We start from the raw sequence: 13,698 nt of genomic DNA, 5'->3' as shown, positions 1-13,698 counted from the left end.
ACTGCTTGAGAGCTTGATGGAAAAAAATACTCAGTTGATCAGTGCCATAAAAAAGCTACCACCAAAGCCGGGGGTCTATCTTTTTAAAGACGATCAAGGTGAGGTTGTCTATGTTGGAAAAGCAAAGCATCTGAAAAGACGGTTGTCCCAGTATATTCAACGACAGGGCATTGATATAAAAGTAGATGCTATTTTTCAGGAAAGCGTTGATTTAGACCACATAATTACAGACAGTGAGCTTGAAGCTATGCTGCTTGAGGCCAAGCTTATTAAAAGCTATCAGCCTCGATTTAATGTGTTACTCAAGTCGGGGCAACCGTTTTTGTATCTCTTTATTCCCATACGTACTAAATTACCAGAGCTTATGCTTGTGCGTAACAAAAAACGTAAGGGGACGTACTTCGGACCGTTTCTGGATAAGGCTTCTGCAAGAAAAGTGTATGACTTTTTAATTAAGACCTTCCAGTTGCGGTTGTGTAAGATTAAAATCCCCAATGGGTGCTTGTATTATCATATGGGCCTGTGTGCGGGCATCTGTAAAGATGATTTTAATGAACAGGGATATCTTGAACGCCTTGAGCTTGCAAAGCTATCACTGCAAAAGGGCCACACGGCATTTTTAAAGCATCTTGAAAAGGAAATCGAGCAAAATAATAAACAACTAAATTTTGAGCGATCAAAAGAATTGACTTCTTATTATCAAGCTTTTGAGCAGGTGTTTCATGCCCTGCAGGCAAAAAATTCACTTATTGAAGGGCGTGCACGTAAAGATATTTGGGTTTTTCTTGAAGAATTCAACGTGTTATTTGTTCTGGGCGAGCGGGAAACTGCGCTCACGCAGAAGCGAGTATTTTATTTTCCGTTTCGTGATCTGCAAGAAGCAACCGAGCAGTGTCATGAATATTTTATGAGTTACTATCGCACATTTTCGCCTCCATCAATAATACTTGTAGACTTTGACATAACAGATGAACAAAAAATTGTTTACGAACAATTTTTGCAGATGTATCACCGTCTTGGGCACTCCGTTGAAATAAACAAGCCAAGTCAAGGCCATTTCGCAGCACTGTTGCGTCTAGCACGAATTCATGCCGAACAGAAAATGAAACGTCAGGCATCGGTCGGGAGGGCTCTTAAACAACTCTTAATGCTTGATTTTGAGCCAAAAACTATTGATTGTTTTGATATTTCGCACAAACAGGGAAACTTTATGGTGGGTTCATGTGTTCGATTTACCAATGGTCAGCCTGATAAACCGTTATTCCGACATTTTCATATAAAAACGGTTGAAGGACAAGATGACTATGCTAGTTTGCGAGAAATTGTGCAGCGTCGTTATAAAGCTGGCAAGGACCTACCAGATCTTGTCCTTATTGATGGTGGCAAAGGACAGCTTAATGCGGTTAAAGATTTGTTTCCAGATTTGACCTTTGTAAGTCTTGCTAAAGCTGAAGAGACAGTTTTTTCTCAAAATTTACCTCGTGGTAAAAAACTAGATCAGAAAAGTATTGCCGGCCAGCTGCTTATTTCGCTGAGAGATTATGCACATCATTTTGCCATTAGTTTTCACCGGTCGACTGAGCTAAAAAAAATAATAACGTAATTTATTGTAAGTAGTTATGAGTAAAAAAATTTTTGTAGCCTCAACCAATGAAGGAAAAGTAGCTGAAATTAGGGCGATGCTTGAAGAAGCCGCGTGGAATGATAATGCAATAACAGTGCTATCGCTTAATGATTATTCTATTGATGAACCTGATGAGCCATATGAAACTTTTCTTGAAAATGCGATTCATAAGGCAAAATATTACGGTAACATTGTTAATGAAGTGACCATGTCGGATGACTCTGGATTATGTATACATGCACTGGATGGTTTTCCAGGCGTACGGACGAAAGAGTTTTTAGTCAAGTCTGGTGGCTCTGGCCAAGCATTTAAAGAGATTGAAAAAATGTTTCAAGCCTCAGATGATTACAGTGCTTATTTTCAGTCTGCGGTAGTTATTTACAATCCGAAGTCTAATGTTATTGCAAAAGCTGAAGCAAAGGTTCATGGGAAGATTTTATTTCCTCCTCGAGGTGTACAAGGTTTTGGATTTGATCCTATTTTTCTTCCACAAGGCTTTGATCAAACGATGGCAGAACTACCACAAAGTATTAAAAATTCGATAAGCCATCGAGGGAGAGCGTTGAAAAAGTTGTTTTTGCAAGAAGCCATGAAGTGGTGACTTAGCAGTTATTTTTTTAGCTGCTAATTGTATGATTAATCACCGTGTAAGTCTGATCAATACCTATTGCTTGCAAAAAGTCTTCTTCATGAGAGACAATTATTATAGCGTCAGGATACTCTTTTAAAACTTGGATACAGTGCTCCTTCGTTTCCAGATCAAGATTATTGGTGATTTCATCTAAAATTAATAGCCTTGGTGTTTTAGCGGCAATCATGCTTAAAGAAGCTCGTGCTTTTTCCCCGCCTGAAAGGGTTGCTGTAGGTTGCATGGCTTCTTCATTCTTTCTAAATAAAAAATCATTTAAGTGACGTCGAATCTCTATCTCAGTCCAATTGGGCCTCAATTTTTTTATGTGATCGATAACTGAAAGCTCTGGGTTGAGGTTAGTGTAGTGTTGATCTAGATAGCCGATGGAATCAGAAACTGGTAAATACCATTTACCAGTGGTGAAAATTTCATCTAGCCCCAAAATTGCTTTTAGCAATGTTGATTTACCCGATGCATTTTTACCGCAGAGTGCAATGCGTTCTTTCCCTCCTAAAGACAGGTTAATATTTTTTAGAATAGGTTTGTCTTTGTTATATCCAATATTTGCGCTACTTATTGATAATAAATTATTAGAACTGATATTGTTTGACGTTAGTGAAAATTTAGGGAGAATTATTTCTGGAAGTCTTAAATCTGATAGCTGCTCAGTTAGTTGCTGCTTTTTTCTATCAATAGCTAATTTTTTTTTGCCAGATGTTTGTTCAGCTCTAAATGCTTTTGATTTGCTTACTACAGTTGGCCACTTTTTTTGTTCAATACTTTTTTGTCCCTTCGCTTTACTTTTAGCAGCACGTTTTTGTTCTTTCATCAAAGCATTGTGAGTATTTTTTTTCTGAGTTTTAAGTGATGTCAATTCTTTTTCTATGGATGTTCGTTTTTGCTTAATTTCTCGTATATAATCTTCATAAGAGCCAGTGAAATTGTGAATTTTATTGTTATCAATATACCAGAGCGTATTGATACAGTTACGTAGCAATTCTGTATCATGGCTAACGATAACTAGTGTACCTTGATAATGTTTAAGCATTCGTATTAAACTTTTGCGGTTATCTTGATCCAAGTGATTTGTGGGCTCATCAAGGAGTAGTACGTCTGGAAATTGAGCTAATGCCTCTGATAGCTTTTTGTTTAATCTTTGGCCACCACTCAAGTTACTAAAGTCATTGATTGTTTGTTCAACATAACTAATACAAAGATTATCTGGAATAACTATTTCGCCATCTGAAGGCTGTAGTTTTTGACGTAAGATATTTAACAGACTTGATTTACCACTACCGTTTTTGCCAATAATAGCAATACGGCTTCCTGGATAGATCTGGGCTGAAAATTTTTCAAAGCAGATTTTATTTGTGAAAGAGAGGCTGACCCCTTTAAGAAAGATTGGTCTGTGCATAATGTATATCTAAAATCTTTAAAGGCTTGAGTTTCTAGAAAAAAGTGGTGTTCACATTCAGATTGCTCAGGCTGCCTGAGCTGATTTAAGAAATATTATTCATTATTATGCGAGACCTCAAATTAGGCTGGTTGAAGTTGCTATAATCAATTATTGCAAGGATTCTTCGTTGCTGCCTGAATTATGTTCTTTTGATGTTGGATTTTTCTTTCCATTCTTTGTTAATAAATTAATACCAACAAGTACCAAGATAAGAGGCCATAAGTTCACAACATACTTCCAAAGACCAAATGATATGAGATCAAAGTTTTGAAGCAACAGTAAGGTGCCAAAAACGATAAGAAAAATACCAGAGATAAGATTTTGAAATTTCATCTACTGACTCCTAGCTTTTGGGTTATTTGTTCGGTTTTAAGAGCATCCTCAAGATCTTTGATTTTAGTTTTAACCGCATCTGCCTTCTTTGTTTTGCCAAGTACTCTGTAGCAAGCAAGTAATTGCCTATAGGCTTTTATGTTTTGAGAAAAATAATTGATGGATGTTTTAAAGTTTTTAACCGCTTTTTTATAATCCTTACGTTTCATGCAAAGTGTGCCAAGATCGTAGTAAACAATACTCATGTCCTCGAAGTACTCATCTTTTGAGTACAACTCTTCTATGGGATATTTTGTTGGAACCAAGAGCCACAGACTGACAACTAAAACAAAAACGACGAACAAGTGGACACGAATATTTGCAACCATGTTATTTTTGTATATTGTTAAAGAGTTCTTTTACGCTTGATACTGAACCCATAAGGGCCGATGCCTCGTAAGGGAGAAGTATCAATTTTCCATCTTTATCTTTTGTAATTTCAGGTAATGCTTTAATGTAATTCAATGCAATTAAATAAGGCAAGGGATTTGTGTTAGGGATGGCTTTTTGCACAACGGTGATTGCTTCTGATTCAGCTTGCGCAAGTACAAGCCGTGCTTGAGCGTCACCTTGTGCGCGGGTGACTTTAGCCATTTTGTATCCTTCGGATTTCAAAATTTCAGCACGCTTTGCACCTTCAGCTTCAAGAATGAGTGCTCGTCGATCACGTTCCGCTCGCATTTGTTTTTCCATAGCAATTTTAATGTCGCCGGGAGGATTGACTTCTTGTAGTTCAACACGGTTAATTTTGACCCCCCATTTATCAGTTGCTTCATCAAGGACAATACGTAGTTTTTCATTAATACTGTCACGTGATGTAAGGGTTTCATCAAGGTCCATCGAGCCGATAATGTTACGCAGTGTTGTTTGTGTAAGTTTTTCAATGGCAAGTGGTACGTTACTAACCTCATAAACTGCAGCTTTTGCATCGGTAATCTGGTAGTAGAGAAGGGCGTTAATCTCAATGGTGACATTGTCCCTAGTGATAACATTTTGCTTTGGAAAGTCGTAGACAGACTCGCGTAAATCAATACGTGTAATGAAGTCATTATAGCGGTATGCTGCCTTGCCCCGTGCATCTTCCTTGATAAACGTCCACAGGACCTTGCGGGGTTGATCAATAAATGGAATGATAATGTGAAGCCCTGGTTCGAGAATAGTATGAAAATTACCGAGGCGCTCGATGATGACAACTTCAGCTTGTTTAATCAGATACGTTGCTTTGCTTAAAGCGACGAGAAGAAAAAGGATAAGAAGAGAGAAGAATATTATAAATCCTGCTTCAATCACAGCTGTCTCCGATGATTTTTACTGTACAATGAGTTTATTACCTTCGATGCCAATAACAAGGACTACTGTGCCTTCGTGGAGCACGACATTGTCCTTCGCCCTAGCTGCCCACTGCTCTCCCTTTACTTTAACTTGCCCCGATTTATGAGGTTCAATTTTTTTTACAACAACGCACTCTTCACCGATGAGTGCATGAAAATTTGTTTTGATAGGAGCTTTTTCTTCTGTGGTGGGGCTTGTCATCTTGCTGACGGTAAAGTACGAGCGCATGGCAAGGAAAGAAGTGATTGTTGCCCCAGCTAGTCCAATACATTGCCACATAAATGGATAGGCAAGAAAGGCCATGAGTGCAGCTGTAATGCAGCCACATGCAAATGATAGAAAAAAGAATAACCCTGGGGTGCTAATTTCCAAAAGTAGCAGGATAAGAGCCCCGATAAGCCAAATATATCCCATGAGACCTTCGATTTGTGAAAATGCTGATTCCATAGTTGTTTGCAAAAAAGTTATTATTTCTTGCATGATGGCACCGTGTTTTTAGGTGTAGGCATCTACAGTATTATAAAGTACTAAGCACTTCCATGATACTGTAGATTTGCTCATTTTCCAAGAAAACTAAAATTTACGTCCATTTGCCTTTGATATTTTTTTCATTTACAATAAAAATTGATTACGATGTTTATCGGGGTGGTCTTGATAAAGCGTATTTAAGAAACGATCTATACACGGAGGGTTAGATCATGATGATTCAGCGCGATAGCGCGAGTGAACTTTTTCTGCTTGCCAGCCAAGCTACAACGCTTTCTCTTCTTGCTAGTGCACAGCTCCATGTGCATATGCATCTATTTCATCATGCCCACGGGCATTAATATATCTTTTTATATTTTCAATCATTTTCGTATGTAGTGTTTAATTGCCTTGCTTTAAAAGCAGGATAGCTGAATTGTTTGTATTTTGCGCATGTAAAATCTGCATGTGTAGATTTGTATTGTTTGTATAAGACAAAGGAATTTTCTTATGTTTATAAAAAAAATAGGAATACCGTTAGTTGTTTTTGGTTTGGGCGCTGTGGTGAGTTGGTCCACGCTAAGCAATAACAAGGACCCAAAGTCATTAGTCGTGGGGGTTATGAGCGGCTACGAGCCGTTTGCATGTCTTGATAATCAAGGTGCATTATATGGTTTTGATATTGATATAGCAGATGAATTATCAAAGCGGTTGGGCAGGAAACTTGTTTTCAAAGACCTAAATGTTGCTGGGCTTCTGCTTGCATTGGAGCAGGGGAAAATAGATATTTTGCTTTCTGGACTTAGCATAACCCCAGAACGTGAGCGTAAAATCGAAATGATTTATTATCAAGGTAGCGACTGTACGACCTATCCGTTAGTTTTTTGGGGAAAGATCCCGGACGGAATTACCTCACTTGATGATCTTGTTCGTGGCCAAAATGCGGTTGTTTGCGTGGAGCCGGGTTCATGCCAGGAAAAATATTTGCTTGATAATAATCAGAGGGTTACAACAAAGACCGTGCCAGTGATGAGTGATATTGTTTTAGAACTAAGATATGGTAAAGCAAGTGCAGCGCTACTTGATCCTGATATTTTGCCGGGCTTAAGACAAAAAAATTCTGAGTTAGTCAGTCTAGACGTTACGCTTCCGATTGAGTACCAAAGCAGAGGTTGTGGTATTGGTATTAACAAACAGAACACGATGCTCATCAAGTCCATTGGCGAGAATATTGCCAATATGCTTCGTGATGGAACTATTGCACAGATAGAACAGAAATGGTTTGGCTTTGTAACGGTTGCAGGAAGGGGGTTATGAGCATGCAAAGTGCTACGATTATTTTACTTTATACGGGCATGCTTTTGCGCGGATTGTTAATGACCACGGGAATTTGGGCTGCGAGTGTCTTGATGAGTCTATCACTGGGATTTATTCTGGGCGTTGCTGGGTGTAGACGTTTGAGCAGGAAGTTTACTCAACCCTTTATTCTTACTTATGTTTATGTTTTGCGTGCAATTCCGGTATATGTACAGTTACTTATTGTCTATTTTGTTATCCCAGATATTTTGCGTATTGATTTACCAGCATGGCTTGCCGCTGTCCTAGCCCTTGGTCTGTGTTCTGCCGCATATATGACTGAAATCGTACGAGCAGGAATGAACGCTGTTAGTTTCGGACAGTGGGATGCGTGTCTTGTGCTAGGCTACTCTAACATACAAGCTTTGCATTATGTGATCGTGCCACAAATGTTACGGCGTGCATATCCGGCTGTTATCAATGAATTTGAGTCACTTCTTAAAAGTACCGCATTGGTTTCTGCGATTGGAGTGCTTGATCTTACCAAGGTTGCCTCAAATATAGTTGCACGAACGATGGATCCTTTGCCTGTGTACCTAGCTACTGCTTGTTTGTATCTTGCCTTGTCTGCAATGTTAAACATAGTTAGCAAGATACTTGAACGGAGGTTTCTTATATGATTAAAGTAAAGAATGTGACGCTAACGTACAAAGGAAACACCGTCCTAGAAAATATATCGTGTGAGTTTACTCCTGGAAGAATTACTACGTTGCTTGGATCGAGTGGTTCGGGGAAAACATCACTTTTATCAGTCGTTGCCCAGCTTGTTAAAAGCTATGCCGGAGTTGTGTTGTGTGGTGATGGTGATGATATTAAGACATTGTCACCCGTTCAGCGAACTGCCGAAATAGGCCTTGTGTTTCAGTCATTTAACTTGTTTGAAAATATGAGTGTGCTGCAAAATTGTATGGGGCCATTAATGACGGTTGTAAAACAAACAAAAAAAAGAGCGCAGTCTATAGCTCAAAAGCAACTTGAACGCTTGGATGTTTTGGGCTTGCAAGATCGTTTGCCATCACAGTTATCACAGGGGCAAAGGCAGCGTGTAGCAATTGCTCGTGCATTGTGCTTTAGTCCTCAGGCATTATTGTTAGATGAGCCTACATCGGGGCTCGATCCCGTTAATAGCAGAAGAGTAGCTGCAATTGTTAGACAACTTGCTGGTGATGGTATTGCAATTGTCGTGGCAACGCACGATATGGATTTTGTTCGGCAAACTCTTGATCGAGTGTACTTCATTAAGCAAGGTAAAATAATCGAATATTATGACAAGCGTGATCCACAGGGTAAGTGTACTGCAGGATCTATGATCAGATCTTTCATAGGAGAGGATAAAAGGGAAGAAGAATGAAAACGTTATTTTGTGCGATATTGGTTTTTTGTTTTACGCAATCCCTTTGTTCTGGAAGTGAGGGAAGGCCAGATCACGAAGGAACAGAAGTTAGTGTTTTTTATGATGTTGTTACTTCCGAAGAAATTATTTTATGTGGTTATGGGAAAAATGGCTCGAATATACTGCACAAATTTTTCGAGATTTTAGGATTTTTATCAGAGAGCCAGACTTTCATGTTGCAGTTTTTGCAAAAATTAGAAGAAGCTGATCAGACAAAGGTGCTTATAAAAAAAATTTTAAGTCAACGTAATCAAGATGGTGATTTGCCCGTTGAGCTTGCTTATAAAAAACACCATAAAGAGGTGGGGCTGTATCTATGGAAAAAAATGATAGAGCTTGATTTGGACAAGGATGCTTGGAGCAAGCAATATCAACAAATTTGTAGTGGTACTCGTATGTGGGAGTTGTCATTACTTGGTAAGGCGCTTGATGACAGAGACTATCATGAGGTCGATCGGCTGCTAGCCCAAATTAAAGATGAATTGTCAAAATCATATGGTGGAACTCCCTATTTTATCAAGAGTGCTTTAAGAAAATTACTTGAACAGACAGGACAAGAAAAACTTATAGCCTATGTTCCACACTAGATAGAAATTGTTCCAAAGCCATCACCAGGGGTTCGATAAAAATGCTCCATTCTTCGTCATAAGAAAGGCATAGCTCAATACCAAAAGTGAGTGGCGCTTGAATACCAACAAGCGGTTTAAAGGGGATAGCATAAGGACCATGACAATCAAATTGTTTTGTGTGCGGTCCTTGACGCAGGAACTTGCAAAAACTATTGAGCGTTGAGCGTGTTGCTTGTGTGTTGCCAAGATGGGTCTGATGGACGGGCATAAAAGAATGGCTATCAAATGAGCGCTTAATGAAATCACCGTGTGGGTCAAAGGTGATCTGGTAAAATGTTATGCATGGTTTAAGCTTTCTGTGTGTTGTAATGTGTATGCTTATAAAAATATCTGTGAGCATGCGATTGGCAAACGATGCATTTTGCCATGGCACAACTTCTTCACCGATATTGCGTGTCAATAAAACTTTGCAGTTTTGTTGTAAAAGAAGCTGATTTTTCAGCTTTTGTGCGCATTTGAATGTTTGTGCTCGTTCGTAACCGTGACGCAGTTCTCTGCCGGTTTTTTTGCCGTCTCCGGCAGGGTTGATAATGATTATTTTTTCTGCCAGAGCAAAACTTTGCATGACGGAAAAAACAATAAGTAAGATAGGAAAACAAGGCTTTTGCATGGTTATTTTGAATATGTTAGAGTTATCAGTGTTTTTACATTGTTGAGTGTACTCAAAGCATATTTTTATGCAAAAAAAGTTACTGCTATTTGAATATTTAAGAAAGGGAAACTAGTGCAGATGTGCCAGGCTCAAATGAAAAGCAACATAAAGTTATGGGAGAGGCAAGCTCAAAAACTTTCATGGTTTAAGCCTTGGGACAAAGTGCTTGAATGGAATGAGCCGTATGCACAGTGGTTTAAGGGGGGATTGATCAATGCATCATATCAATGCTTAGATATACATATGAGCAGCGATAGAAAAGACAAAATTGCTTTGTACTGGGAATGTGAAAATGGTCAAACACAGCTACTTACATATGCTCAACTGTATGCATTAGTTAACCGTTATGCTGGTGCCTTTCGTGAGCTTGGGGTCAAAAAGGGAGATGTTGTTGTTTTGTACTTGCCGATGACACCACAGGCAGTAGCAACGATGCTTGCGTGTGCCAGACTTGGTGCGACGCATTCTGTTGTTTTTTCTGGATTTAGTGCCCATGCGCTTGCAGAAAGAATTCAAGATACACAAGCACGGTTTGTTGTGACGAGTGAATATACGCTTCGCCGAGGAAAAAAGATTGATCTACGTACAACTGTACGCAGCGCGGTTAAGCAATGTCCGAGTATTGAAAAAACTATTCTCGTCAATCGCCCTGATCAGCGAGTTCAGGATGACGGAGGAAGTGAGGTATGCCTAGACGAGGTTGCGCAAGGTCATGCAGCTGATTTGCCCGCGGAGCATGTTGAATCGACTCATCCCCTTTTTATCCTGTATACATCGGGCACTACGGGAAAGCCAAAGGGCATTATACAATCAACAGCTGGCTACTTGACCTACATTTATTCAACGATTAAATGGGGTTTTGATATAACTGATAAGTCTATATATTGGTGTACGGCTGATATTGGTTGGATTACTGGACATTCATACGTTGTATATGGACCGTTAATGCATGGTGCTGCAGTGCTCATTCACGAGGGAGCCCCTGATTATCCAAATGCAAGTGTATGGTGGTCATTGATTGAAAAATATAAGGTTGATATTTTTTATACATCGCCGACAGCATTGCGTATGTGCAAACGGTTTGGAGATTCATGGATAGAAAAACATGATCTTTCAAGTTTAAAAGTGTTGGGGAGTGTTGGCGAGCCAATTAACCCAGAAGTATGGAGTTGGTACAACAACGTTATAGGCAAGAAAAAATGTCCTATTATTGACACATGGTGGCAGACTGAGACTGGCGGATTTATGATTTCACCGGCGTTAGGTAAAGATTTGGTGGCGCTCAAGCCTGGGTCGGCTACAATGCCGTTACCTGGTATTCAGGCAGAGGTCGTCGATGAGCATGGGCAGTGTGTTCCGGCAGGAGTTAAGGGCTATCTTGTTATTAAAAATCCATGGCCAGGCATGTCTATTGGCGTATACAATGATCCAGGGAGATTTAAGCAGGTGTATTGGTCAAAGTTTCCTGGTTGTTATTATCCCGGTGATTACGCTATTAAAGATAGGGACGGCTACTTTTGGCTACTTGGTCGAGCTGATGAGGTACTTAATGTTGCAGGGCATCGCATCGGAACTGCCGAGATTGAATCAGCAGTTGTTAGTTGTCCAGATATAGTTGAAGCTGCAGTTATTGGAACTAAAGATGACATCAAGGGCGAGCAAATTGTGATCTTTGCCATAGCAGCTAAAGGTGTTGAAGAGAGTCAAGATCTCAAAAATGAAATTATCCAAACTGTACGAGAGCAGATTGGTTCTTTTGCTAAGCCCTCTGGTATTTATTTTGTTCAAGAGCTACCAAAAACACGCTCCGGCAAAATCATGCGTCGTCTGATTAAAGCAGTTGTGCTTGGTGGGGCGCTGGGTGATGTAACAACGCTTGAAGATGGTGCATCAATGGAGGAAGTCAAAAGTGCTTATCAGTCACTTGCTGGAGTAATCTCTGCTGGTTGAGGAAGATTAAACTCCACATGAAACCAAAACTTATCAGGTAGAAGGCCAAGTTTATTTCTTTTCGGAATAGTAACAACTTCTTCTGTTATGGGATTAATGCCTGTAGTTTCAGTTGTTTGCCAACAATAAAATGTTCCTATGGCTGGTAAATATGTAGGCTTTTGCCTTGCGTTTTTTATCAGGTTGCTTAACACTGCTGAAGTAAAGAGTGTTGCCAAATCCGCATATTTTATATGCGCTTGGAGCATCAATTTTTGTACTAGCTTGTGATTACCATCTATTGTAACAGTGAAGTCTTCCAGCTTGCCATCAACAAATGAATTTGCCTGAGCAGCAGTTTTAAACTGAAGGAAGCATTTCCCTCCTGGAAAAGCGTGGTAATAGAATGTTCCAAGTCCTCCTAAACGTACTGATTCTAGCTTGGGGTTGTTTTGTAGCAATTTGCTTAAAGCTTGTCCAACATCATGGATCACTTTTTGTGCCATTTCTTCTCCGCAACTTAGCCTGTCAGCTACCGCACCGATAAACGATTCATTATCTACTACTTGGCTTTGTTTTTTGCGATAGTTGTACTGTGCCAAAGCCCACATGTGCCCAAAATTGAGATTAGTAAATACGTGTTGTTGGACTTTAGTAATAATTTCTTTTTCAAAAAAATCTTTGACGGTGTCCTCTGCATAAGTATTGTATTCAGCTAAGGCTTCGTATTCTCTATAAACAGCGTCTATAATAGTTTGGAGTGCATTTTCGTCAATGACCGTGATTTCCTTGATGTTGCTAATCGTTGCACATACAAAGTTATAGCATTGTTTGTCAATTTTGTTTCTTAGTTCGTCGGTAACAAAGCCTTCATCAACACACAGTATCCACTCTTTGGGAATTGTAATCTTTTTAAGAATATCTTGCATATACACTTTCTTTAGATGGTTAAAAACACTGATACCTTTAGGTGAGTGAGCTTCCCATTTTGCAGCCATCAATGGTGTTCTGTTATCATACCTTTTTGCGTAAAGGTCGGCGCCAGATTCGATGAGGAAGTTGGTCATTTCCAGATCACCAAGCCTTACTGCAAGATGTAAAGGGGTTTCTCCCATGAGATTTTTTGCGTTGACGTTGGCCTTACGTTCGATGAGTAATTGTACGACCTCAAAATTATCATAAAGTATAGCAGAAAATAAAGCTGTCTCAGGTAAAATGTCAAGTTGGTCAACATCAGCTGCATGTTCCAAAAGAAGTGTTATTATTTGCATATTACCTATTTCTGCAGCGGTGTGTAGCGGTGTTTGAGACAGTGTGTCAAACATGTCAAGGCGTGCCCCATGGTCTATAAGCATTTTAACCATGGTAATATTCTCACAATGAATAGCTGCATGCAGCGGAGCGGAGCGTACCTCATTCTCATCAACACATGTTAGTGAGTGGTTGACGTCTGCACCATGCTCAAGCATGAATTGAAACATTTCTAGGTCATTGTCATAAATAGTGCATAAAAATGGCGATAGGCTAAATCCACCTTCAGCATTGACATCGGCTCCAGCACGAATTAGAAGTTTTGCTGTTTCATGATTAGGTGCATTGTGCAGAGGGCTTCTCCCATCACATGTTTCTTGTACATTGACGTTGGCGCCGTGCTGAATGAGCCAAGCAATAAGTTCGATACTACACTTCCCTGTTAATTCAACTAAGGGGTACGTCTGTGTTTTATCACAGGGGTAAAGTTTGTTTGCAGGATAAGCTGCATTAATGTCTGCGCCTTTTTTTACGAGCTCTTTGATTTTTGCTTCGTCAACGGCATTGATTTCCTTCAAAAGTTGTTTTTGTAGATTTTCTTCATTCAT

General features: G+C 39.6%; 14 protein-coding genes. 7 read left to right on the top strand and 7 right to left on the bottom strand.

Annotated elements, in window-relative coordinates; translation table 11 throughout:
• Positions 1 to 16: 16 nt before the first annotated feature.
• Positions 17 to 1,603 (top strand): excinuclease ABC subunit C, encoded by a 1,587-nt coding sequence (uvrC, locus tag H6679_05710; GenBank protein ID MCB9493741.1) that lies wholly within the window; start codon positions 17 to 19, stop codon positions 1,601 to 1,603.
• Positions 1,604 to 1,619: 16 nt separating this feature from the next.
• Positions 1,620 to 2,225, top strand: coding sequence for a non-canonical purine NTP pyrophosphatase (locus tag H6679_05705; GenBank protein ID MCB9493740.1), 606 nt, complete (start codon positions 1,620 to 1,622; stop codon positions 2,223 to 2,225).
• 16 nt (positions 2,226 to 2,241) lie between these two features.
• Here H6679_05705 and H6679_05700 read toward each other — a convergent pair whose 3' ends face one another.
• From H6679_05700 to H6679_05680, 5 genes are all read right to left on the bottom strand, one after another.
• A complete protein-coding gene (locus tag H6679_05700; GenBank protein MCB9493739.1) occupies positions 2,242 to 3,669 on the bottom strand; it encodes an ABC-F family ATP-binding cassette domain-containing protein in 1,428 nt (475 codons plus the stop codon).
• A 150-nt stretch (positions 3,670 to 3,819) separates the two neighbouring features.
• Complete coding sequence (locus H6679_05695) at positions 3,820 to 4,044, bottom strand: hypothetical protein (protein MCB9493738.1); 225 nt, start codon at positions 4,042 to 4,044, stop codon at positions 3,820 to 3,822.
• Positions 4,041 to 4,412, bottom strand: a complete 372-nt coding sequence (locus H6679_05690) for a hypothetical protein (GenBank protein MCB9493737.1) — start codon at positions 4,410 to 4,412, stop codon at positions 4,041 to 4,043. Before H6679_05690 ends, H6679_05695 begins: the two co-directional genes overlap by 4 nt.
• Position 4,413: 1 nt before the next feature.
• Positions 4,414 to 5,355: an SPFH/Band 7/PHB domain protein gene (locus tag H6679_05685; protein ID MCB9493736.1), complete on the bottom strand. Its 942-nt coding sequence runs from the start codon at positions 5,353 to 5,355 to the stop codon at positions 4,414 to 4,416.
• Positions 5,356 to 5,391: 36 nt separating this feature from the next.
• Positions 5,392 to 5,895, bottom strand: coding sequence for an NfeD family protein (locus tag H6679_05680; GenBank protein MCB9493735.1), 504 nt, complete (start codon positions 5,893 to 5,895; stop codon positions 5,392 to 5,394).
• 495 nt (positions 5,896 to 6,390) lie between these two features.
• Between H6679_05680 and H6679_05675 the strand changes: the two genes are divergently transcribed.
• Genes H6679_05675 through H6679_05660 form a run of 4 tightly spaced genes read left to right on the top strand, consistent with a single transcriptional unit; the run spans position 6,391 to position 9,216 of the window.
• On the top strand, positions 6,391 to 7,197 hold the full coding sequence (locus H6679_05675; protein MCB9493734.1) for an amino acid ABC transporter substrate-binding protein: 807 nt from the start codon (positions 6,391 to 6,393) through the stop codon (positions 7,195 to 7,197).
• A complete protein-coding gene (locus tag H6679_05670) occupies positions 7,194 to 7,856 on the top strand; it encodes an amino acid ABC transporter permease (protein MCB9493733.1) in 663 nt (220 codons plus the stop codon). Before H6679_05675 ends, H6679_05670 begins: the two co-directional genes overlap by 4 nt.
• Positions 7,853 to 8,587, top strand: coding sequence for an amino acid ABC transporter ATP-binding protein (locus H6679_05665; protein ID MCB9493732.1), 735 nt, complete (start codon positions 7,853 to 7,855; stop codon positions 8,585 to 8,587). Before H6679_05670 ends, H6679_05665 begins: the two co-directional genes overlap by 4 nt.
• Positions 8,584 to 9,216, top strand: a complete 633-nt coding sequence (locus H6679_05660) for a hypothetical protein (protein ID MCB9493731.1) — start codon at positions 8,584 to 8,586, stop codon at positions 9,214 to 9,216. Before H6679_05665 ends, H6679_05660 begins: the two co-directional genes overlap by 4 nt.
• On the opposite strand, the gene H6679_05655 is transcribed toward H6679_05660, so the two are convergent.
• Positions 9,194 to 9,868: an N-acetylmuramoyl-L-alanine amidase gene (locus H6679_05655; GenBank protein ID MCB9493730.1), complete on the bottom strand. Its 675-nt coding sequence runs from the start codon at positions 9,866 to 9,868 to the stop codon at positions 9,194 to 9,196. The genes H6679_05660 and H6679_05655 overlap by 23 nt on opposite strands.
• 120 nt (positions 9,869 to 9,988) lie before the next feature.
• Here H6679_05655 and acs point away from each other — a divergent pair, with 120 nt between their 5' ends.
• Complete coding sequence (gene acs, locus H6679_05650; GenBank protein ID MCB9493729.1) at positions 9,989 to 11,860, top strand: acetate--CoA ligase; 1,872 nt, start codon at positions 9,989 to 9,991, stop codon at positions 11,858 to 11,860.
• On the opposite strand, the gene H6679_05645 is transcribed toward acs, so the two are convergent.
• Positions 11,827 to 13,698 (bottom strand): ankyrin repeat domain-containing protein, encoded by a 1,872-nt coding sequence (locus H6679_05645; GenBank protein MCB9493728.1) that lies wholly within the window; start codon positions 13,696 to 13,698, stop codon positions 11,827 to 11,829. The genes acs and H6679_05645 overlap by 34 nt on opposite strands.

This window comes from Campylobacterota bacterium (assembly GCA_020633995.1).
In the GTDB taxonomy this organism is placed as follows: domain Bacteria; phylum Babelota; class Babeliae; order Babelales; family RVW-14; genus JACKCO01.
Note: the sequence above shows the minus strand (reverse complement) of the source record. Positions and strands in the feature narration are given on the sequence as shown.

Bases quoted from the DNA above. Each gene is read 5' to 3' on its own strand.
- H6679_05670 (MCB9493733.1), top strand. From the start codon at position 7,194: ATGAGCATGCAAAGTGCTACGATTATTTTACTTTATACGGGCATGCTT.
- H6679_05655 (MCB9493730.1), bottom strand. From the start codon at position 9,868: ATGCAAAAGCCTTGTTTTCCTATCTTACTTATTGTTTTTTCCGTCATG.
- H6679_05690 (MCB9493737.1), bottom strand. From the start codon at position 4,412: ATGGTTGCAAATATTCGTGTCCACTTGTTCGTCGTTTTTGTTTTAGTT.
- H6679_05675 (MCB9493734.1), top strand. From the start codon at position 6,391: ATGTTTATAAAAAAAATAGGAATACCGTTAGTTGTTTTTGGTTTGGGC.
- H6679_05695 (MCB9493738.1), bottom strand. From the start codon at position 4,044: ATGAAATTTCAAAATCTTATCTCTGGTATTTTTCTTATCGTTTTTGGC.
- H6679_05660 (MCB9493731.1), top strand. From the start codon at position 8,584: ATGAAAACGTTATTTTGTGCGATATTGGTTTTTTGTTTTACGCAATCC.
- uvrC (MCB9493741.1), top strand. From the start codon at position 17: ATGGAAAAAAATACTCAGTTGATCAGTGCCATAAAAAAGCTACCACCA.
- H6679_05645 (MCB9493728.1), bottom strand. From the start codon at position 13,698: ATGAATGAAGAAAATCTACAAAAACAACTTTTGAAGGAAATCAATGCC.
- H6679_05705 (MCB9493740.1), top strand. From the start codon at position 1,620: ATGAGTAAAAAAATTTTTGTAGCCTCAACCAATGAAGGAAAAGTAGCT.
- H6679_05700 (MCB9493739.1), bottom strand. From the start codon at position 3,669: ATGCACAGACCAATCTTTCTTAAAGGGGTCAGCCTCTCTTTCACAAAT.
- H6679_05665 (MCB9493732.1), top strand. From the start codon at position 7,853: ATGATTAAAGTAAAGAATGTGACGCTAACGTACAAAGGAAACACCGTC.
- acs (MCB9493729.1), top strand. From the start codon at position 9,989: ATGTGCCAGGCTCAAATGAAAAGCAACATAAAGTTATGGGAGAGGCAA.
- H6679_05680 (MCB9493735.1), bottom strand. From the start codon at position 5,895: ATGCAAGAAATAATAACTTTTTTGCAAACAACTATGGAATCAGCATTT.